Annotated in this window: 17 protein-coding genes and 1 pseudogene; 12 read left to right on the forward strand and 6 right to left on the reverse strand. The window is 73.5% G+C overall.

Annotated features, from left to right (window positions below; genetic code table 11):
- Positions 1-129: 129 nt before the first annotated feature.
- The 4 genes and pseudogenes from EV384_RS32360 to EV384_RS35225 all read left to right on the forward strand — a co-directional run bounded on the left by EV384_RS32360 (position 130) and on the right by EV384_RS35225 (position 1909).
- Positions 130-714 (forward strand): nucleotidyltransferase, encoded by a 585-nt coding sequence (locus EV384_RS32360; RefSeq protein WP_130339398.1) that lies wholly within the window; start codon positions 130-132, stop codon positions 712-714.
- Positions 715-776: 62 nt separating this feature from the next.
- A complete protein-coding gene (locus EV384_RS32365) occupies positions 777-986 on the forward strand; it encodes a hypothetical protein (protein WP_242624560.1) in 210 nt (69 codons plus the stop codon).
- A 10-nt stretch (positions 987-996) separates the two neighbouring features.
- Positions 997-1775: pseudogene (locus EV384_RS32370) on the forward strand (metallophosphoesterase family protein).
- Positions 1766-1909 (forward strand): GPGG-motif small membrane protein, encoded by a 144-nt coding sequence (locus EV384_RS35225; RefSeq protein ID WP_165440126.1) that lies wholly within the window; start codon positions 1766-1768, stop codon positions 1907-1909. Before EV384_RS32370 ends, EV384_RS35225 begins: the two are co-directional and overlap by 10 nt.
- A 157-nt stretch (positions 1910-2066) precedes the next feature.
- Here EV384_RS35225 and EV384_RS32375 read toward each other — a convergent pair whose 3' ends face one another.
- Positions 2067-2837: a M23 family metallopeptidase gene (locus EV384_RS32375; protein ID WP_130339404.1), complete on the reverse strand. Its 771-nt coding sequence runs from the start codon at positions 2835-2837 to the stop codon at positions 2067-2069.
- A gap of 260 nt (positions 2838-3097) precedes the next feature.
- On the opposite strand from EV384_RS32375, the gene EV384_RS32380 reads away from it, so the two are divergent.
- The 5 genes from EV384_RS32380 (at position 3098) to EV384_RS32400 (ending at position 9403) form a co-directional block, all read left to right on the forward strand.
- Positions 3098-4441 carry an ABC transporter substrate-binding protein gene (locus EV384_RS32380; protein WP_130339406.1) on the forward strand — a complete coding sequence of 448 codons (1344 nt, stop codon included), beginning with the start codon at positions 3098-3100 and terminating at the stop codon, positions 4439-4441.
- A gap of 74 nt (positions 4442-4515) precedes the next feature.
- Positions 4516-5565 carry a carbohydrate ABC transporter permease gene (locus EV384_RS32385; protein ID WP_130339408.1) on the forward strand — a complete coding sequence of 350 codons (1050 nt, stop codon included), beginning with the start codon at positions 4516-4518 and terminating at the stop codon, positions 5563-5565.
- A gap of 1 nt (position 5566) precedes the next feature.
- Positions 5567-6529, forward strand: a complete 963-nt coding sequence (locus EV384_RS32390) for a carbohydrate ABC transporter permease (RefSeq protein ID WP_130339410.1) — start codon at positions 5567-5569, stop codon at positions 6527-6529.
- A gap of 61 nt (positions 6530-6590) precedes the next feature.
- Positions 6591-7664: a LacI family DNA-binding transcriptional regulator gene (locus EV384_RS32395; RefSeq protein ID WP_130339412.1), complete on the forward strand. Its 1074-nt coding sequence runs from the start codon at positions 6591-6593 to the stop codon at positions 7662-7664.
- Between the two features lie 83 nt (positions 7665-7747).
- A complete protein-coding gene (locus EV384_RS32400; protein ID WP_130340943.1) occupies positions 7748-9403 on the forward strand; it encodes a glycoside hydrolase family 13 protein in 1656 nt (551 codons plus the stop codon).
- Positions 9404-9544: 141 nt separating this feature from the next.
- Here the strand turns inward: EV384_RS32400 and EV384_RS32405 are convergent, their stop codons facing one another.
- The 4 genes from EV384_RS32405 to xylA form a co-directional block, all read right to left on the reverse strand.
- Positions 9545-10957: an MFS transporter gene (locus EV384_RS32405; protein ID WP_130339414.1), complete on the reverse strand. Its 1413-nt coding sequence runs from the start codon at positions 10955-10957 to the stop codon at positions 9545-9547.
- Positions 10958-11018: 61 nt separating this feature from the next.
- Positions 11019-12110 carry a DUF5925 domain-containing protein gene (locus EV384_RS32410; RefSeq protein ID WP_130339416.1) on the reverse strand — a complete coding sequence of 364 codons (1092 nt, stop codon included), beginning with the start codon at positions 12108-12110 and terminating at the stop codon, positions 11019-11021.
- A 40-nt stretch (positions 12111-12150) separates the two neighbouring features.
- A complete protein-coding gene (gene xylB, locus EV384_RS32415) occupies positions 12151-13593 on the reverse strand; it encodes a xylulokinase (RefSeq protein WP_130339418.1) in 1443 nt (480 codons plus the stop codon).
- Positions 13594-13604: 11 nt separating this feature from the next.
- A complete protein-coding gene (gene xylA, locus EV384_RS32420) occupies positions 13605-14792 on the reverse strand; it encodes a xylose isomerase (RefSeq protein ID WP_130339420.1) in 1188 nt (395 codons plus the stop codon).
- A gap of 48 nt (positions 14793-14840) precedes the next feature.
- Here xylA and EV384_RS32425 point away from each other — a divergent pair, with 48 nt between their 5' ends.
- Both EV384_RS32425 and EV384_RS32430 read left to right on the forward strand, forming a co-directional pair.
- A complete protein-coding gene (locus EV384_RS32425; RefSeq protein WP_130339422.1) occupies positions 14841-16100 on the forward strand; it encodes an ROK family protein in 1260 nt (419 codons plus the stop codon).
- A gap of 131 nt (positions 16101-16231) precedes the next feature.
- Positions 16232-17905 (forward strand): PP2C family protein-serine/threonine phosphatase, encoded by a 1674-nt coding sequence (locus tag EV384_RS32430; protein ID WP_242624397.1) that lies wholly within the window; start codon positions 16232-16234, stop codon positions 17903-17905.
- A 236-nt stretch (positions 17906-18141) separates the two neighbouring features.
- Here EV384_RS32430 and EV384_RS32435 read toward each other — a convergent pair whose 3' ends face one another.
- Entirely contained in the window at positions 18142-18672 is a 531-nt protein-coding gene (locus tag EV384_RS32435) for a MarR family winged helix-turn-helix transcriptional regulator (RefSeq protein WP_130339424.1), read from the reverse strand.
- Positions 18673-18767: 95 nt separating this feature from the next.
- Here EV384_RS32435 and EV384_RS32440 point away from each other — a divergent pair, with 95 nt between their 5' ends.
- Positions 18768-19898, forward strand: a complete 1131-nt coding sequence (locus tag EV384_RS32440) for a PP2C family protein-serine/threonine phosphatase (protein ID WP_130339426.1) — start codon at positions 18768-18770, stop codon at positions 19896-19898.
- Positions 19899-19933 lie beyond the last annotated feature (35 nt).

Genomic DNA, 19933 nt, shown 5'->3' on the forward strand with positions numbered 1-19933 from the left:
CGCCCACCCGGCGATTTGCCCCTTTCTGTGCCCGTCGACGCCACACGTGCCACCGCCAGGTGTGGCCGACCCGATTGCCGGGTACGCAACTTCATTCCCACCGCCATGTGACGACGACGGGAGACCCAGATGGCCGAGCGCGGGGACGAGACCCTGGTCCACACGCTGAAGAAGGTCGCCGCCGTGCTCAAGCAGTCCGAGATCCCGTTCGCCCTGGGCGGCAGCTTCGCCGTGTACGCCCACGGCGGCCACTCCAGCGACCACGACGTCGACTTCCTGCTCCGCGAGCAGGACGTGGACCGGGCGCTGGAGGCCCTGGTCGCCGCAGGCTTCACCGCCGAGCGCCCGCCCGAGGACTGGCTGGTCAAGGTCTACGACGAGGGGCGGATGGTGGACCTGATCCACCGGCCGATCGAGACCCCGGTGACCGAGGAGACGTTCGCCGACACCATCGTGCGCCCGGTCGACGCGATCCACATGCCGGTGCTCTCGGCGACCCAGCTCATGGTGCACAAGCTGCTCAGCTTCTCCCAGCACTACTGCGACTTCGCCCGCGCCCTGCCGCTGGCCCGCTCACTGCGGGAACAGATCGACTGGGAACGGGTACGGAAGGACACGCAGCACTCGCCGTACGCCGAGGCGTTCCTGGTGCTGCTCGACCGGCTGGACGTGCTGCCGCAGGGCGGCACACCCGAAGGAAGGGAGACACCGTGACCGAGCAGCACGGCGGCGGCGCCGCACCGCCCGACGAGTACGTCGAGGCGGAGATCCACCGGATGCTGGCCGAGGACCCGGCCGTCGCCGAGCAGGGGATCACCGTGGTCCGCCGCGAGCGGGGCCTGGTGCTCTACGGCGAGGTGGAGACCCCGCACCGGCGCGAGGAGATCCTGCGCCTGGTGACCGAGCGCTTCCCCGACGTGCCGGTCACCAGCGACATCGGGGTGATCCGGGCGCAGGCGCCCACCCAGGCCGAGGAGCTGCCGTGAGGGAGGTGGGATCGTGATCCGGATCGCCGCCGTCGGCGACGTGCACGTGGACGAGGACGTGGTCGGCCGGTTCCGGCCGGCCCTGGAGGAGTTGCCCGACTGCGCCGACGTGCTGCTGCTCGCCGGCGACCTGACCCGGCACGGGACCGAGTCGGAGGCGCGCTGCGTGGCGCAGGAGTTCGGCAATCTCGGGGTGCCGGTGATCACCGTGCTCGGCAACCACGACCACCAGTGCGACCAGGTGCCGCAGGTGGTGAACGTACTGGAGGACGTCGGGATCACCGTGCTGGAGGGGACCGGGACGGTGGTGGAGTGTGCCGGCGGGCGGCTCGGCGTGGCCGGGGTGAAGGGCTTCGGCGGGGGCTTCGCCGGGCGGTGTGCCAGCGACTTCGGCGAGCCGGAGATGAAGTCGTTCGTCCGGACCACCAACGAGAGCTCGGAGGCGCTCGCCAAGGCCCTGCGCGCGCTGGAGTGCGACCTGCTGGTCGCGCTCACCCACTACTCCCCCGTGCCGGACACCCTCGCCGGCGAGCCGCTGGAGATCTACCCGTTCCTCGGCTGCTACCAGCTGGGCCAGGCGATCGACTCGGCGCCGACCGCGCTGGCCCTGCACGGGCACGCCCACCACGGCACGGAGCGGGGCACCACCCCGGGCGGGGTACGGGTCCGCAACGTCGCCCACCCCGTGATCAAACAGGCGTACAGCATCTTCCACCTGGGAGATCATCTGGTCGGGTGACCCAGGTTTCCAGGCTCGGTTGGCCGGGTATTCAGCGGCCATGGAGCTGATTCTCTGGATTATCGCAGTCGTACTCGTGGTCGCCGGCATCCTCGCGCTGTTCCGCCGGCAGATCCTGTGGGGCATCGTCCTCATCGTGGTCGGTCTTCTGGTCGGCCCGGGTGGCGTCAGCATCTTCAGTTAGACGCCGGTTCCGCAAACCCCTGACCCGCCGGGGTCGTCGGGTCCGGATCTCCGTCCTCCCAGACAGGAGATCCGGGCACGACGACCCCGGCGTCGCGCGTTCCGGCGGGGTGACGTTTGCCGGTCGGGCGAGGCCGAGGGCCCGGCCGCGCCCGCCGTCAGCAGCGGGGGACGTTAGGGATGTAGCCGTCGTACCCGGTGTAGACGTACGCGTCGGCGATGTACCGGCCGGAGCCGATCCGGTCCCAGATCGAGCTGGTGCCGTACGTGCCGGTGACGCTGGTCCCGCTGGTCTGGCAGTAGATGGTCACCCTGGTGCCGTCGGCGATCGAGCCGACCGCGGTGTAGCCGGTGCCCGGGCCGGAGCGGACGGTCAGGTCGCCGCCGGCCGTGTTCACCGTGCCGGAGCCGGTGGTGGAGCAGTTGTTGTCGCTGGTGTACGTCTTGGTGCCCCAGTAGAGCGCGAGCGCGCCGTTGAACCGAGCCTGGATGTCGTCGCCGTTGAGCCGCTGCTCGTAGTGCAGGTGCGGGCCGGTGGAGCCGCCGGTGCTGCCCACCCAGCCGATCACCTTGCCGTAGCCGACGCTCTGGCCGACGGAGACGTTGAAGCCGTTGAGGTGGGCGTAGTACGTGGTGTATCCGCCGCCGTGGTCGATCCGCACGTACTTGCCGTAGCTGGTGCCGCCGAGGTCGGTCACCCGGTCGACCGTGCCGGGCGCGCTGGCCACCACCGGGTCGCCCAGGTCGTCGGTGCGGTTGAAGTCGATCGCGTACGCCGGGCTGTGGTCGGAACGGGTCTGCCCGGACCAGGACTGGCCGCACGGGAAGGGCACCTTGAAGGTCGGTGCGGCCAGCGCCGGGGCCGCGGGCACCAGGGTGATCGCGGCCAGCAGGGCGGCCGCGGCGAGGCTGAACCACCGTCTACGCATCCAGCACCTCCAATGTTGAAATCCTTCGATCTCGTCCGCTCAGCGTGACAGAAAGTTCCATCGATGGGAAGGGGCCCGGCGCCGCGGGAAGCGCGTTGCGTTGGGAGCGCGCCCACTGCCGGTGAGGGGGTTTCGGGATTGTTACCGGGCCGTGTCCGGCTGGGGGTGGACTCGGGATGATGCAAGCGCTTACATGTGGGGACGACCATCGGACCGGCGCGGGTTCGGTTCCCCACGCGCCGGCAAGGAAGGAGATCGGCATGGCGTTTGCCAGATCGCGCCAGGCTCTCGCGATCGCCGGCGTACTGGGGCTGGCGCTCGGCGCCACCGCCTGCGGCACCGGCAACGACAAGAAGAGCGGCAAGGCGAGCTCCCCCGAGTGCGCCGCATACGAGAAGTACCAGGGCCACGACGGCAAGAAGGTCACGATCTACTCGTCGATCCGGGACATCGAGGCCGACCGCCTCGCGCAGTCCTGGAAGCAGTTCGAGGACTGCACCGGCATCACGATCGACCACGAGGGCAGCGGCGAGTTCGAGGCCCAGCTGGGCGTCCGCGTCGACGGTGGCAACGCCCCCGACCTGGCCTTCATCCCCCAGCCGGGTCTGCTCAAGCGGTTCGTCGACTCGGGCAAGATCAAGACGGTCGGCGCCGACACCAAGGCGCTGGCCGAGCAGAACTTCACCCCCGACTGGCTGAAGTACAGCACCGTCGACGGCAAGCTCTACGGCGTTCCGCTCGGCTCCAACGTCAAGTCGTACGTGTGGTACTCGCCGAAGACCTTCAAGGAGAAGGGCTGGACCGTCCCGACCACGTGGGACGAGCTCATCGCCCTGAGCGACAAGATCGCGGCGAGCGGCACCAAGCCGTGGTGCGCCGGCATCGAGTCCGGTGACGCCACCGGCTGGCCGGCCACCGACTGGATCGAAGACGTGATGCTGCGGACGGCGGGTCCCGAGGTCTACGACCAGTGGACCACCCACGGCATCCCGTTCAACGACCCGAAGGTCGCCGACGCGGTCAACAAGGCCGGCACCATCCTCAAGAACGAGAAGTACGTCAACGGCGGCTTCGGCGGCGTGAAGAGCATCGCCACCACCTCCTTCCAGGAGGCCGGCACGCCGATCACCGCCGGCAAGTGCGCCATGCACCGCCAGGCGTCCTTCTACGCCAACCAGTGGCCGCAGGGCACCAAGGTGGCCGAGGACGGCGACGTCTTCGCGTTCTACTTCCCGGCCATCGACCCGGCCAAGGGCAAGCCGGTGCTGGGTGCCGGCGAGTTCGTCTCGGCCTTCGCGGACCGTCCCGAGGTCCAGGCGGTGCAGACCTACCTGGCCTCCGGCGAGTACGTCAACAGCCGCGCCAAGATCGGCGACTGGCTGTCGGCGAACAAGAAGCTCGACATCAACAACGTGCCGAACCCGGTGGACAAGCTCTCCGTCCAGATCCTGCAGGACCCGAAGACCGTCTTCCGCTTCGACGGCTCGGACCTGATGCCGGCCGCGGTCGGCGCGGGCACCTTCTGGAAGGGCATGGTCGACTGGATCAACGGCAAGGACACCGCGACGGTGCTCAACGGCATCGAGAGCAGCTGGCCGAAGTGATCTGAGACGGTGGTCCGGCCCGCCCGCGGGCGGGCCGGACCACCGTCCCCGACCGAACCCTTGAAGGAGGGTCGATGGAGTTCGACTTCGCGGAGGAACAGCCGAAGTTCCTCATGCTGATGTACGGGCTGATCGCTTTCGTCGCGGTGGTGGGCGGCCTGCTCCTGCTCCTCGACGTGGTGCCGGCCTGGTTCGCCCGCCGTCGCGAGGCGCAGCTGATCGCCGCCTCGGCGAGCGGCGCCCCGCTGCCCCGCCGACGCAAGCAGCGGGAGGGGCTCTTCGCGCTCTTCTTCCTGCTGCCGACGCTGCTGCTGCTCACGGTCGGGCTGGTGGTGCCGGCGATCCGCACCACGCTGCTCTCCTTCATGGACGACGGCAGCAACAACTGGGTGGGACTGCGCAACTACGGCTGGATGTTCTCCGAGGGCTCGATCGTTCGAGTGCTCATCAACACCCTGATCTGGGTGATCCTGGTTCCGCTGGTGGCCACCTCGTTCGGGTTGATCTACGCGGTCCTGGTGGACAAGGCCCGGCTCGAGGCGATCGCCAAGTCCCTGATCTTCCTGCCGATGGCCATCTCGTTCGTCGGCGCCACCATCATCTGGAAGTTCGTCTACGCCTACCGGGGTGACGGGCAGGAGCAGATCGGCCTGCTCAACCAGTTCGTCGTCTCCCTCGGCGGCGAGCCGAAGCAGTGGCTGCTCGAATCGCCGCTGAACACCTTCCTGCTCATCGTGATCATGATCTGGATCCAGGCCGGCTTCGCCATGGTGGTGCTCTCCGCCGCGATCAAGGCCATCCCGGCCGACATCGTCGAGGCGGCCCGCCTGGACGGGGTCAGCCCGTGGCAGATGTTCTGGCAGATCACCATGCCGAGCATCCGGCCGGCGCTGATCGTGGTGGTGGTGACGCTCTCGATCGCCACGCTCAAGGTCTTCGACATCGTCCGGACCGCGACCAACGGCAACTACGACACCAGCGTCATCGCGAACGAGATGTACAACCAGGCGTTCCGGTACGGCAAGAACGGGCAGGGCTCGGCCCTGGCGGTCTTCCTCTTCGTCCTGGTCATCCCGATCGTGATCTACCAGATCCGCAACCTGCGTCAGCAGCGGGAGGGCTGAGATGACCACCGCCACGCCCACCGTCCCCGCCGGCACCCAGGCCACCGGGACGACCACCCGCGCCGCCCGCGTCCGTAAGCGGCTGAACAGCCGCACCGCGACGCTGATCTCGATCATCATCGCGCTGGTCTGGACCATCCCCACCTTCGGCCTGCTGATCTCCTCGGTCCGGCCGGAGGACCAGATCAAGACCACCGGCTGGTGGACCTTCTTCACCAACCCGCAGTTCACCCTGGAGAACTACCAGGAGGTCCTCTTCAGCAGTTCCTCCTCGGCGGGCCAGCTCGCCAGCTACTTCATCAACTCGCTGGCGATCACCATCCCGTCGGTGCTCTTCCCGATGGCCTTCGCGGCGCTGGCCGCGTACGCGCTGGCCTGGATCGACTTCAAGGGCCGGGACTTGCTCTACATCGCGATCTTCGCGCTGCAGATCGTGCCGCTGCAGATGGCCCTGGTGCCGCTGCTGAAGTTCTTCTCCACCGGCGTCACCATCGCCGGCGTCACCGTGCTCCCGGGCTGGGACCTGGTGGACGAACAGAAGTTCGCCCAGGTGTGGTTCGCGCACACCTGCTTCGCGCTTCCGTTCGCCGTCTTCCTGCTGCACAACTTCATCTCGCAGCTGCCCAGGGACCTGATGGAGGCGGCCCGGGTCGACGGGGCCACCCACCCCAAGATCTTCCGCACCATCGTCCTGCCGCTGATCACCCCGGCCCTGGCGGCCTTCGGCATCTTCCAGTTCCTCTGGGTCTGGAACGACCTGCTGGTCGCGCTGATCTTCGCCGGAGGCCGCAGCGAGACCGCCCCGCTCACCGTCCGGCTGGCCGAGATGGCCGGCACCCGGGGCAACGAGTGGCAGCGGCTGACGGCCGGCGCGTTCGTGTCGATCGTCGTACCGCTGATCGTGTTCCTGTCCCTCCAGCGCTTCTTTGTGCGCGGCCTGCTCGCCGGCAGCGTCAAGGGCTGACCCGTCGGTCCGCCGCCGCCGGTCCCCCGGCGGCGGCGGGCGCGGGTGGAGCGGGGCAACGATGACCAAGATTGACGATGTCGCCCGCCTGGCCGGGGTCTCCACGGCCACCGTCTCGCGGGCGCTGCGGGGCCTCCCGACCGTCTCGGCCGCGACCCGGCGCCGGGTCCTCGCCGCCGCCGAGCAGCTCCAGTACGCGGTCTCTCCGAGCGCGTCCCGGCTGGCCGGCGGGAAGACCGGCACGGTGGCCGTGGTGGTCCCCCGGATCACCCGGTGGTTCTTCGGCACGGTCGTCGAGGCGGTCGAGGAGTTCGTCCACGAGTCCGGCTACGACCTGCTGCTCTACAACCTCGGCGGCCGGGAGCAGACCCGTCAGCGGGTGCTCCGCACGGCCAGCCTGCACAAGCGGGTGGACGCGGTCATCCTGGTCGCCACGCCATTGCGCCCGCCGGAGGTTACCGCGCTGACCGCGCTGGACCTGCCCGGCGTCACCATCAGCTCCGGCACGGTGGTGCCCGGCTGGCCCTGCGTCCGGATCGACGACGTGGGCGCCGCGCGGACCGCCACCCGGCACCTGCTCGACCTCGGCCACACCCGGATCGCGCACATCTCCGGCGACCCGGACGACGAGCTGGCCTTCACCACCCACCTGGACCGGCGGCGGGGCTACCAGGCGGCACTGCGGACGGCCGGGATCCGCCCCGACCCCAGCCTGGACGTGGAGTCGCAGTTCACCATCGACGGCGGCAACCGCGCCACCGCGGAGCTGCTGGCCCGGGGCGAACCCCCGACCGCCATCTTCGCGGCCTGCGACGAGATGGCGATGGGCGCGATGACCGCGCTGCGGGACGCCGGACTCCGCGTACCGCAGGACGTCAGCGTGATCGGCATCGACGACCACGACCTGGCCAAGGTGCTCGGGCTGAGCACCATCGCCCAGCCGGCGGCGGAGCAGGGGCTGCTCGCCGCGCGGATCCTGCTCGACCCGCTCGGCGTCCGCACCGCCGGCCCGTACGCCGGGCGCCTCCCGGCGCCACGCGGCGGGGACGCGCCCGGCGACGCGCCGACACCGCCGGTGATCCTGCCCACTCGGCTGGTCGTGCGGGAGTCGACCGCCCCGCCACGGGCACACTGAACGGATTCGGCCGTCCACGGGGCGGCCGCACCGCACCTCCGTCCGGGCTCGGACGGCACGGCACGACACAAGGGGAGAAGGCTCTGAACACCGACGTGACGCAGCAGGAAACGGCCGGCGTCCCGGCCACCGGCTGGTGGACCGAGGCCGTCATCTACCAGATCTACCCGCGCTCCTTCGCCGACTCCGACGGCGACGGCATCGGCGACCTCCCCGGCATCACCGCCCGCCTCGGTCACCTCGCCGAGCTCGGCGTCGACGCGGTCTGGCTCTCGCCCTTCTACCCGTCCCCGCAGGCCGACGCCGGGTACGACGTGGCCGACTACCGGGACGTCGACCCGCTCTTCGGCCGGCTCGCCGACGCCGACAAGATGATCGCCGAGGCGAAGGCGCGCGGCCTGCGGGTCATCGTCGACCTGGTGCCGAACCACACCTCGTCCGCGCACCGCTGGTTCAAGGCCGCGCTGGCCGCCGCGCCGGGCAGCCCCGAGCGGCAGCGGTACGTCTTCCGCGACGGCCAGGGAGCCGACGGCACCGAGCCGCCGAACGACTGGCAGAGCGTCTTCGGCGGGCCGGCGTGGACCCGGGTCCCCGGCGGGCAGTGGTACCTGCACCTCTTCGACACCGGCCAGCCCGACCTCAACTGGGACAACCCGGAGGTCCGCACCGAGTTCCTGGACGTGCTGCGGTTCTGGCTGGACCGGGGCGTCGACGGCTTCCGGGTGGACGTGGCGCACGGGCTGATCAAGCAGGCCGACCTGGCGAACTGGCAGGAGCCGCAGGAGATCCTCTCCGGCAAGGAGGCGGACAAGCCGCGCCCGCCGATGTGGGACCAGGACGGCGTGCACGAGATCTACCGGGAATGGCGGCGGCTGCTCGACTCGTACGACGGCGAGCGGATCCTGGTCGCCGAGGCCTGGGTGGAGCCGGCCGAGCGGCTGGCCCGGTACGTCCGCCCGGACGAGATGCACCAGGCGTTCAACTTCGAGTACCTGCTCGCCGCCTGGACCGCCCCCGCCCAGTACGCGGTGGTCACCCGCTCGCTGGAGGCCACCGACGCGGTCGGCGCCCCCACCACCTGGGTGCTCTCCAACCACGACGTGGTCCGGCACGCCTCCCGCCTCGGGCTGCCGGTGGGCACGCCCCGGCCGAACGGCATCGGCATCGGCGATCCGCAGCCGGACGCCGCCCTCGGGCTGCGCCGGGCCCGGGCGGCCACCCTGCTGATGCTCGCCCTGCCCGGCTCCGCCTACCTCTACCAGGGCGAGGAGCTGGGGCTGCCGGAGCACACCACGCTCCCCGACGAGGCCCGCCAGGACCCGACCTGGGAGCGCAGCGGGCACACCGAGCGCGGCCGGGACGGCTGCCGGGTGCCGATCCCGTGGGAGGCCGACGCCCCGTCCTACGGCTTCGGGCCGACCGACGCGAGCTGGCTGCCGCAGCCCCCGAGCTGGGCCGAGTACGCCCTGGACCGGCAGCGCGGGGTGCCCGGCTCGACGTACGAGCTGTACCGCACCGCGCTGCGGCTGCGCCGCGAGCACGGGCTGGCCCGGGGGCCGCTGGAGTGGCTCTCCTCCGGCGACGAGGTGCTCGCCTTCCGCAACCGCGGCCTGACCGTGCTGACCAACTTCGGCCCGGCCGCCGTCCCCGCCCCGACCGGCGAGGTGCTGCAGAGCAGCGCCCCGCTCGACGACGACGGCCGGGTCCCGACGGACGTGACGGTCTGGGTCCGCGCCTGACCACCGCCCGGCCCGCCGGCCGTCGCCCCAGGGCGGCGCCGGCGGGCCGGTCCGTTCCCGGCCCGCGGCGCTCGCCGCCGTCGGCGCGGACCGGCGTGGACGGCGGGGGCCCGGGCCGACGCGCAGGGCCGCCGGCGCTGCTCAGAGGCGGTCGGCGCGGGCGTGCAGCAGGTCGTGCACGGAGTCGATGTCGTCGGGCGAGGTGCGGGCGGCGAGCCAGTACATGACGCCGGTGGGCAGGAAGAAGAGCTGGAAGGCGGCCAGTCCGACGGCGTAGTTCAGCGGCGGCGGGAAGGCCGCCCGCAACCCGGCGAAGGCCACCCCGACCAGCCCGTTGCCGGCCGCCCGGCCGACCCCGTTGACCAGGTTGCCGAGGCTGTAGACGGTGCCCCGGTGCTCGGGCGGGTTGACGTCCGCGATCAGCGCGAACCAGTTCGGCGAGTTGGCCGAGGTGAGCGCCAGCGCCAGCACGGCGGTGAGCAGGCTCAGCCCGACGGTGGGCTCGGTGACCACGCTGGCCAGCACGGCGGCGACCACCGCGCCGGAGCCCGCGCCGTCCGGCACGTCGATCCGGATCGGCACGAAGAACAGGACCAGGTAGAACGGCACGGCCGCGAGGATGCCCACCGCCGCGACCAGGGCCCGCCCGCTCGGCGTACGCCGTTGCAGCGCGTCGCCGACCAGGCCGCCCACGATGGAGAACACCCCGCCGAGCTGGAACAGGGTGGCGAAGACGCTGCCCACCACGACGGCGGTGGCCGCCGAGTAGCCCTGCGCCTCGGCCCGCTGGGAGAAGAGCACCGGCAGCCAGACCAGCGAGCCGAACGCGGCCTGCGCGGTGAGCCCCTGCAGGATGAGCCAGCGGTTGGTCCGCCGGGCCAGGATCCGGGGCAGGTCGGACCGGGTGATCCGGTAGTCGTACTCGGCGCCGGCGTCGATCGCCTCGGCCAGCTCCGGCTCGCTCTGCCCGCGCCGGATGTCGTACGTGAACAGGTAGGCGGCCGTCGCGACCAGCCCCACCACGGTGAGCACCAGGAACGGCCGTCGCCAGTCGGTGGCGCCGAGGATGCCGCCGGTCAGCGTGCCGGCGAGGGTGCCGACGCCCTGGGACAGGCCCCAGAAGCTCATCACCAGCCCTCGACGACGGGGCGAGATCAGGTCGGTCACCACGGAGAAGCCGACCGAACCGACCGCCCCGAGCCCGACCGCGGCGACGAGCTGGGCGGCCAGGAACGTCGGGTAGTGCTCCGCGAACGCGCTGCCGCCGGTGCCGGCCGCCCAGATCAGCGTGCCGACCATGAGCAGCGGCTTGCGGTTGGTCCGGTCGCCGACGTAGGCCCAGGCGACCGCGGCGACCGCGCTGACCAGGAAGCTCACCGCGGTGACCAGGCCGAGCAGCCGCTGGGACACGCCCAGCGCGCCGGAGATCGGCCCGTACAGCGGCGGGACCAGGCCGATCGCCACGTTGTCCAGCGAGGCGAGGACCACGAAGACCACGACGCTGTAGAACCGGTGCGCCGCGTTCCCGCGTCGGGAGATCCTGCTGCCGATCATGTCCGGCAGCAAACCAGGAGCAGATCACGGCCCGGTGACGGCCCCCACCCGGAACCCGGCCTCACAGGTAACCGCCGATCTCGACCGGGACGGCGGCGACCGGGGTCGCGCCGGCGCGCAGCGCGTACAGCTCGGCCAACGTGGCGCCCTGCGGCGGCACCCCCGCCGGGCCGCCGAGCCACCCGGTCGCCTCCTCGTGCGACAGCGGCCCCACCTCTATCCGGGCGAGACACCGCCCGGGACGGACCACGGCGGGGTGCAGCCGGGAGAGGTCCTCGTTGGTGGTGATCGCGACCAGCACGTCCCGACCCTGGCCGAGCAGCCCGTCGGTGAGGTTGAGCAGGCGGGACAGCGCCTGCCCGGCCGCCTGCTTCGCCTCGCCCCGGATCAGCTCGTCGCAGTCCTCCAGGATGAGCAGCCGCCACCGCCGGCCCCGGCCGCTCTCCCCGTCGTCCTCCTCGCCGACCGCGACCTCGGAGAGGTAGGCCGCGTCGGCGAAGAGGACGTCGGGGTCGAGGACCGTGTCCACCTGACACCAGCCGCGCCACTGCCGGGACAGCGCACGGAGGGCGGTGGTCTTCCCGGTGCCCGGGGCGCCGTGCAGCAGCACAAGCCGCCCCGAAACGGTCTCCGGCGTGGCGGCCATCAGCCCGTCCAGGGCGGTCCGCGCCGCCGAGGCGTAGTTGTGCCGGATGGCGGACCACTGCGGCGCGGCGATCGACCGTAGGTCGCGCTGCGCGCCCCGGCGCGGGTTCTGGTGCCAGAAGCCGATCCGCCCCGCGTCCGGGTCCTCCGGCTCGGCGGCGCCGTCGACGATCCGGTCCAGCGCGGCCTGACCCACCTCGTCGGTCACCGCCGTCACGGTGACCTCGGCGCCTCGCCCCTTCCAGGTCACCACCCGCGCCGTCCAGCCGTCGCCGGCGAGCAGCCGGGAACGCTGCCGGTGCTCGATGGCCGTCCGCACGAGCCGCCCGTCGGCCGGGGTCAGGGTGGCCTCGGGACGTACCCGGGACAGCCGGACGGTGCGCGACCAGGGGTGCCGCCCCGTCACGAAGTCCGCCAGCACCAGCGCGTCGACGACGTCGCAGGGGGTGTCCGCGTCGTCGTACTGGAGGGCCGAGGGCAGGCTGCCGGGGGCGGGGGTGGTACGCATCCGTCGATCATCGCGAGTGCGGCGGCACCCGTACAGCCGTTTAGCCGCCGGCGCGGTCGAGGGTCCGGTCCCGGGCCTCGGCGTAGCGGGCCCGGACGGCGGGGACCGGGTCGGCGGCGTACTCCCGGGTCTCGGCGAACGGCCACTCGGGCGGCGCCGCCCCGCCCAGGGCGATCCAGGCGGCCTGCCGGGCGGCGCCGTCGGCGACGTACTCCCCGGGCGGCGGCACGACCACCGGGCAGCCGAAGACCTGCGGCGCGATCCGCCGGACCGCCGCCGACCGGGCGCCGCCGCCGACCAGGACGACCCGGTCGGCGCGCGCGCCCTGGGCGATCAGCGCGTCGAGCCCGTCGGCGAGCGCGCAGAGCATCCCCTCGACGGCGGCCCGGGCCAGGTGGCCGGCGGTGGCGTTGTGCAGGGTCAGCCCGTGCACCGAGCCGGTGGCCAGTGGCCGGTTCGGGGTCCGCTCCCCCTCCAGGTACGGCACCATGACCAGCCCGTCCGCGCCTGCCGGGGCGGCCAGCGCCAGCTCGGCCAGCTCGTCCAGCCCGACCCGGAGCAGCGACGCCGCCGCGTCGAGCACCCGGGCCGCGTTGAGCGTGCAGACCAGCGGCAGATACCGGCCGGTGGCGTCGGCGAAGCCGGCCACGGCGCCGGTCTCGTCGGCGGCCGGGGTGTCGGCCACGGCGAAGACGGTCCCCGAGGTGCCGATCGAGACGACCACGTCGCCCGGGCCGGCGCCGACGCCGAGCGCCGCGGCGGCGTTGTCCCCGGTCCCCGGGCCGAGCAGCACGCCGGTCGGGCCGGTGCCGCCGAGCACCTCGGGATCGAGAACGCCCGCCGGTTCGGCCGGCCCGAGCATCGCCGGCACCCGCAGCCGGCGGCCGAACGCCCGCTCCAACAGGTCGAGGCGGTACTCCCCGGTGGCCGGGGACCAGTAGCCGGTGCCGCTGGCGTCGCCCCGGTCGGTGCGCAGCGCGGCCAGGCCGGGCGCGCCGGCCAGGCGCCAGGTGAGCCAGTCGTGCGGCAGGCAGACCGCCGCCACCCGGTCCGCGTTCGCCGGCTCGTGCCGGGCCAGCCACCGCAGCTTGGTCGCGGTGAAGCTGGCCACCGGTACGCTGCCCGTCGCCCCGGCCCAGAACCGGCGGCCGGTCCCGTCGCCGCCGGCCTCCTCGACCAGGTCCCGGGCGGCGTCGGCGGACCGGGTGTCGTTCCAGAGCAGGGCCGGGCGGACCACCTCCCCCGCCTCGTCCAGGCAGACCATGCCGTGCTGCTGGCCGGCGACCGAGACGGCGGCGACGTCGGCCAGCCCGCCGGCCGCGTCGACGGCCGCGAGCAGAGCGTCCCACCAGGCCCGCGGGTCGACCTCGGTGCCGTCGGGGTGCGGCGCGCGGCCCTGCCGGACCAGCGCGCCGGTCTCCGCGTCCCGGACGACGACCTTGCAGGACTGGGTTGACGAGTCGACCCCGGTGACGAGCGGCATGGCGGCCGGCCTCAGCGCGCGCCGAGCAGGTGCTCGACGGCGAGCTGGTTGAGCCGGACGAAGCCGAAGCCCTTCGCGCCGGCCGCGTCCGGGTCGAACTCCTCGAACGCGGCACGGTCGGCGAGCAGGGCGGCGTAGCCCTCCCCCGGGTTGAGCGTCGGCGTGGCCAGCTCGCCGACCTTGCTGGCCGCGAGGGCCTCGGCCACCTCGGGGTCGGCCCGGAACGCCGCGGCCCGCTCCTTGAGCAGCAGGTACGTCCGCATGTTCGCCTCCGCCGAGGCCCACACCCCGGTCATGTCCTCGGTGCGGGAGGGCTTGTAGTCGAAGTGCCGCGGCCCCTCGTACGCGGGGCCGCCGTCGGGGCCGCCGTGCTCCAGCAGGTCCACCAGGGCGAACGCGTTGAGCAGGTCGCCGTGGCCGAAGACCAGGTCCTGGTCGTACTTGATGCCGCGCTGGCCGTTGAGGTCGATGTGGAAGAGCTTGCCCTGCCAGAGTGCCTGGGCGATGCCGTGGGCGAAGTTCAGCCCGGACATCTGCTCGTGGCCGACCTCCGGGTTGAGCCCGACGAGCTCCGGGCGGGCCAGGGTGGAGATGAACGCCAGCGCGTGTCCGACGGTGGGGAGCAGGATGTCGCCGCGCGGCTCGTTGGGCTTGGGTTCGAGGGCGAAGCGCAGCTGGTAGCCGTTGTCGACGACGTACTGGCAGAGCAGGTCGACCGCCTCGCGGTAGCGGTCCAGCGCGGAGCGGACGTCCTTGGCCAGGTCGTACTCGGCGCCCTCGCGGCCGCCCCACATCACGAAGGTGCGGGCGCCCAGCTCGGCGGCGAGGTCGACGTTGCGCAGCACCTTGCGCAGCGCGTAGCGGCGGACGTCGCGGTCGTTGCTGGTGAAGCCGCCGTCCTTGAAGACCGGGTGGGTGAAGAGGTTGGTCGTGACCATCGGGACCACCAGGCCGGTCTCGTCGAGGGCCTTGCGGAACCGGGTCAGCCGGGCGTCGCGGGTGGCCGCGTCCGCGCCGAAGGGGACCAGGTCGTCGTCGTGGAAGGTGATCCCGTACGCCCCGAGCCCGGCGAGCCGGTGGACCGCCTCGACCGCGTCCAGCTCGGGCCGGGTGGCGTCGCCGAACGGGTCGCGGGCCTGCCAGCCCACTGTCCAGAGACCGAAGGAGAACTTGTCGGCGGGGGTGGGACGGGGTGCCATGGCAGACCTCCGGTGATGTCGCCGCAATTTGTTCAATGGTTGAATTAAATGGCCGCCGTGTGGCAGTGTCAAGAGGTGACCAGCCCCAGCACCGCCGGCGCGGTCCGGCAGGGCAGCCTCCGCGAGCTCAACCTCGCGGTCGTGCTCCGGCGGATCGCCGCCGCTGACCGGCCGCCCTCCCGGGCCGATATCGCCGCCGGCACCGGCCTCACCCGGGCCACCGTCTCCGCTGTGGTCGACGACCTGATCGGCGGCCGGCTGGTGGCCGAGGCCGACCCCGCCCCGCGTACCGGCGCCGGCCGGCCCGCCCGCGGCCTGGTGCTGGCCGGCGACGGCCCGGCCGGGCTCGGCCTGGAGGTCAACGTCGACTACCTCGCCGCCTGCGTGGTGGATCTCGCCGGCACGGTCCGGCACCACGTCGTGCGCCGCGCCGACCTGCGCCCGGTCTCCCCCGCCGACGCGCTGGCCCGGCTCGCCGCGCTCGCCGCCGACGCCCGCGCCGCCGCGGCGCGCCAGGGGCTGACCCTGGCCGGCGCGGCCCTCGCCGTGCCGGGCCTGGTCGACGCCGGCGGCCTGGTCCGGCTCGCCCCCAACCTGGGCTGGCGGGACGTGGACGTGCCCGCGCTGCTCGCCGGGAACCGGCTGACCGAGCCGGTCGACGGGGTGCCGCCACTGGTGGTGGAGAACGAGGCGAACCTGGCCGCCCTCGGCGAGCTGCACGCCGGCCCGTCCGGGTCCGCGAGCTTCCTGCACATCTCCGGCGAGATCGGGATCGGCGCCGGGATCGTCCTCGACGGACGGCTGTACCGGGGCACGCGGGGCTGGAGCGGCGAGATCGGTCACATCCCGGTGCATCCCGAGGGGCGGCCCTGCCGCTGCGGCGGCCGCGGCTGCCTGGAGCGGTACGCGGGTCAGGAGGTCGTCCTCGCCGCGGCCGGACTGGCCGGCGCGGAGCTGCCCGCGGACACCGCCGCGACCCGGCTGGCGGACCTCGCCCGGGCCGGCGACCCGGCCACCCTGGCGGCGCTGGCGGACGCCGGGACGGCGCTCGGGGTCGCCGTCGCCGGCGTGGTGAACCTGCTGGATCTGGACACCGTGGTGCTCGGTGGCGGATACGCCCCGCTCGCCCCGTGGCTCCGGCCACCGGTGGTCGCGGAGCTCGCCCGCCGCGTGCTCACCGCGGCCTGGTCCCCGGTGACCGTGCGGCCGGCGGCCCTCGGCGCGCGGTCCGCGGCCGTCGGCGGCGCCGCGTCGGTGGTCCGCCGGATCGTGGACCGGCCGGTCGGCTGGCTGGCCCGCGGCGGCTGAGGCCACCCTTCCTCGATGGGCGATCACCTGCCTCCCTCGATACGCTTGCCGGCAGGCAACCGACCCGCAACCGAGGAGTGCACCGACACCATGCGCACAGGTCGACAGACCGGGGCGCCCGGCGACCGGCGGTGACGACGACCCGCCGGGGTGGGCTCGCCGGGCCGGTCAGCGGCGGCGGGCAGGCTTCCCGACCCCGGGTCCGCCGGTCCCCCGACACCGGGCTGCCGGCCGACTCCCGACTCGCCCGCGAGCTGCTGGACGGGCTCGCCGAGGCGATCGTGACCACCGACCACGCCGGCGTGGTGACGCTGGTCAACGCGATGGCGGCCGAACTTCTCCCCGAGCTGACCCCCGGCGCCGAGCTGGCCCGCTGTCCGGTGCCCGCGCTGGCCGAGGCCGTCCGGCAGGGAGCCGGGACCTTCGCCGCGGAACACCGCGGCCGGCGCCTGCGCGGCACCCGGCGCGCCCTGGCCGGCGGCCGCCGCGCCTGGTACGTGCGGGACGTCACCGAGGAGCAGGCGCGGACCGACGCGCTGCTCGCCGAGCGCTCCCGGACCGCCTTCCTGGCCCGGGCCGGCAGCCGGCTCGGCCTGTCACTGCACCGCGACCAGACGATGCGGGCCACCACCACACTGCCGGTCCCCTACCTGGCCGACGCCGCGGTGGTCGTGCACCGCCCGCCGGCGCCGGCCGAGGACCACCCGCACTGGATCCGGTACGCCACGGGCGACGCCGGTCCCGTCAGCGGGGTGGGCAGCCGCGGGCTGGCCACCTCCGTACCCGGGCTCGCCGAGGCGCTCGACGGGGACGCCACCGAGCCCAGCCCCTGGCTGAACGCCGAGCTGGCCGACCTGGCCGAGGTGCTCCCCGACCACTTCGGTCGGCCGGGGACCGTGCTGATCAGCCCGATGCTCAGCGCCGGCGGCCCGGCCGGCGCGCTCGTCCTGATCCGCCGGGCCGAGCGTCCCGGTTTCGACCAGCGGGAGATCGAGCTGGCCCGGGAGTTCGCGAACCGGGCGGGGGCCGCGCTGGCCGCGGCCGAGCTCTACGGCGAGCAGGCCCACCTGGCCCGCGTCCTGCAGCAGAGCCTCCTCCCGCCGGAGCTGCCGCGCATCGGCGGGATCACCCTCGCCGGCGGCTACCGCGCCGCCGGGGACAGCCTGCGCATCGGGGGCGACTTCTACGACGTCTTCGCCACCGAGCAGGGCGCCCTCTTCGCGCTCGGGGACGTCTGCGGCAAGGGGGTCGGCGCGGCCGTGCTGACCGGCCGCGTACGCCAGTCGTTGCAGACCCTCCGCCTGGTCGAACGGCGGCCGCTGGAGCTGATGGGGCTGCTCGACCGGGCGCTCTTCGACGCGCCGGACGCGGCCCGGCGGGCCCAGTTCACCACCCTGCTGCTCGGCACCCTGACCCGCGAACCGGATGGTGGGCTGCTGGTCCGGGTGGCCGGAGGCGGGCATCCGGCCCCGCTGGTCGTCCGCGCCGACGGCGCGGTGGAGCCGGTCCCGGTCGGCGGCATGCCGATCGGCGCGCTGGCCGACGCCCGCTTCGCCGAGGCCGAGGTCCGGCTCGCCCCGGGCGACCTGCTGCTCGCCTACAGCGACGGGGTGACCGAGGCCCGCGGCGGCCCCACCGAGCTGCAGATGTTCGGCGACGCCCGGCTGCGGCAGGCGCTGGCGTCGGCCGCCGGTCTCCCGCCGGGCGTCCTGGTGGACCGGCTGCTCCAACTGGTCGACGAGTGGCTCGACGGGCAGGTCCACGACGACATCGCCCTGCTCGCCGTGGCGCCGGCGCCCGCGTGACGGGCGCCGGCGGGACACGGCCGCCGTGACCGGGCCCGGCGGGACCGCGGGCTGGCAGGACAAGGTGCTGACCCCGTCCGCGGCGGGCGGCGGCTGCTCGACTCGACACGGTGCTCGCCAGCTGCGAGACGGCCCTGGCCGGGCACCCGGACGCCTGCCGATACCTCAGTCAGGCGCGCGCGGCGACCGCCCGGCCCTGACCGTCCCGGCGGGGCGGCCGTCGCCCGATCGGCGGATCAGGCCGTGCGGGCCACCGGCGGGTCAGCGGCCGGGTCGTCCACCCACTCCACCGACGACTCCCCGCGCGGCGACCCCTGCGCCACCGGCCAGCCGGTTTCCGAGGCCGCCGTGGCCTCCCGGCGCCGGGCGCTCTCGTCGAACTCGCGGATGCCGCGCAGCAGCGCCTCCCGCCCCTCCGGCGTCATCCCGGCCAGGACCCGGTCCAGCCGCTGCCGGCGGTCGGACCGGAGCTCGCCGAGGAGCCGGACCGCCTCCGGAGTCAGGTGCAGGGAGATCTCCCGCCGGTCGAAGCGGCCCGGCTCCCGCTCCAGCATCCCGGCCGCGACCAGCCGGTCGCAGAGCCGGCTGGCCGAGGAGAGCAGCATGTCCGTCAGCGTGGCGAGCCGGCGGAGGTTGATCCCGTCGTGTTGTTCGACGACCATGACCGCACGCAGCTGGGCGCTGGAGAGCCGGCTGGTGGTTCGCTCCCGGGCCGCCTCCCAGACGGCCAGCAGGGTGGCCGCCGCCTCGTCCAGGGCGGCGGCCATACTCGCATCTGGTCCGTAGGGACCGTGTTCTTCGGCCATGGTGGGCCCGAGACTACCCGCCCCACCAGGGCGTCGACCTGTGCAAAGGAGCAAAGATGAGCGGACCGGAGGATCTGGCCCGCCGGACCCTGACCGAGGCGCCGGCCGACCTCCTGCTCGACTGGCTGGCCGGCGAGCTCGAGGAGGTGTACCAGATCACCCGGGTCGAGCTGTACCAGGTCGACTACCGGCTGGCCGTGCTACTGCCGCTGGGCGGCGGCGAGCCGATCACCGGCCCGGGCCACCCGGCCTGGCGGTGCTTCGACCACCAGGAGCCGAGCCTCGCCGACGGGACGGGCTGGTTCCCGGTGGGCATGCGGGGCGAGCGGCGGGGTGTGCTGCAGGTCTCCCCGGTGCCGGACGACCCGGCCGCCGTCCGGGAGCTCGACGCGATCGCCACCGCGCTCGGCCACGAGCTGGCCGCCGTCTCCGCCAGCACGGACATCTACCTGAGCGCCCGGCGCAGCCGGCGGCTCACGCTCGCCGCCGAGATGCAGTGGGAGCTGCTGCCCGGCCGCAGCCGGATCCGCCCGTCGTTCAGCCTTGCCGGGCAGCTGGAGCCGGCGTACGCCGTGCGGGGCGACAGCTTCGACTGGTCCGACGACGGCCAGCGGCTGTGGCTCTCGGTGATAAACGGCTCGGGCGAGGGGGTGGCCGCCTCCATGCTCACCTCGCTGGGCACCCACGCGCTGCGCAACGCCCGCCGGGCCGAGCTGAGCCTGGCCGACCAGGCCGCCCTGGCCGACCAGGCGATCTACGCCCTGCACCGGGGCGACCAGCACCTCTCCGCGCTGCTGCTGGCGCTGGACCTGGCCTCCGGACTGCTCACCGTGGTCGACGCCGGGTCGCCGCGCCTGGTGCTGCTGCGCGACGGCGAGGTCAGCGAGCAGGTCCTGGAGAAGCAGTTCCCGCTGGGCATGTTCGAGGGCACGGACTACCGGGAGCAGCACTTCCAGCTGCGCCGCGGGGACCGGCTCTTCGTGGTCAGCGACGGCGTCATCGACGCGACCGGCCAGCAGGTCCGGTACGGCGAGACGGCGCTGGACCGCTTCCTGCGGCGTACCGGGCCGATGGAGCCGCTGGACGCGGTCCGGTCGTTGCTCGGTGACCTGCGGGCGTTCGTCGCCGGCGACCTGGTCGACGACGCCGTGGTGGTCTGCCTCGACTGGCTCGGGCCGCAGCCCTGACCGGGGCCGCCGGCCCCGGCGACGACGCGCCGGGG

It is taken from the genome of Micromonospora kangleipakensis (assembly GCF_004217615.1).
Classification (GTDB): Bacteria; Actinomycetota; Actinomycetes; order Mycobacteriales; family Micromonosporaceae; genus Micromonospora; species Micromonospora kangleipakensis.

What these genes read in the sequence shown, in the direction of transcription:
- EV384_RS32360 (WP_130339398.1), top strand. Translation starts at nt 130, where the DNA reads ATGGCCGAGCGCGGGGACGAGACCCTGGTCCACACGCTGAAGAAGGTC.
- EV384_RS32365 (WP_242624560.1), top strand. Translation starts at nt 777, where the DNA reads ATGCTGGCCGAGGACCCGGCCGTCGCCGAGCAGGGGATCACCGTGGTC.
- EV384_RS35225 (WP_165440126.1), top strand. Translation starts at nt 1,766, where the DNA reads ATGGAGCTGATTCTCTGGATTATCGCAGTCGTACTCGTGGTCGCCGGC.
- EV384_RS32375 (WP_130339404.1), bottom strand. Translation starts at nt 2,837, where the DNA reads ATGCGTAGACGGTGGTTCAGCCTCGCCGCGGCCGCCCTGCTGGCCGCG.
- EV384_RS32380 (WP_130339406.1), top strand. Translation starts at nt 3,098, where the DNA reads ATGGCGTTTGCCAGATCGCGCCAGGCTCTCGCGATCGCCGGCGTACTG.
- EV384_RS32385 (WP_130339408.1), top strand. Translation starts at nt 4,516, where the DNA reads ATGGAGTTCGACTTCGCGGAGGAACAGCCGAAGTTCCTCATGCTGATG.
- EV384_RS32390 (WP_130339410.1), top strand. Translation starts at nt 5,567, where the DNA reads ATGACCACCGCCACGCCCACCGTCCCCGCCGGCACCCAGGCCACCGGG.
- EV384_RS32395 (WP_130339412.1), top strand. Translation starts at nt 6,591, where the DNA reads ATGACCAAGATTGACGATGTCGCCCGCCTGGCCGGGGTCTCCACGGCC.
- EV384_RS32405 (WP_130339414.1), bottom strand. Translation starts at nt 10,957, where the DNA reads ATGATCGGCAGCAGGATCTCCCGACGCGGGAACGCGGCGCACCGGTTC.
- EV384_RS32410 (WP_130339416.1), bottom strand. Translation starts at nt 12,110, where the DNA reads ATGCGTACCACCCCCGCCCCCGGCAGCCTGCCCTCGGCCCTCCAGTAC.
- xylB (WP_130339418.1), bottom strand. Translation starts at nt 13,593, where the DNA reads ATGCCGCTCGTCACCGGGGTCGACTCGTCAACCCAGTCCTGCAAGGTC.
- xylA (WP_130339420.1), bottom strand. Translation starts at nt 14,792, where the DNA reads ATGGCACCCCGTCCCACCCCCGCCGACAAGTTCTCCTTCGGTCTCTGG.
- EV384_RS32425 (WP_130339422.1), top strand. Translation starts at nt 14,841, where the DNA reads ATGGCCGCCGTGTGGCAGTGTCAAGAGGTGACCAGCCCCAGCACCGCC.
- EV384_RS32435 (WP_130339424.1), bottom strand. Translation starts at nt 18,672, where the DNA reads ATGGCCGCCGCCCTGGACGAGGCGGCGGCCACCCTGCTGGCCGTCTGG.
- EV384_RS32440 (WP_130339426.1), top strand. Translation starts at nt 18,768, where the DNA reads ATGAGCGGACCGGAGGATCTGGCCCGCCGGACCCTGACCGAGGCGCCG.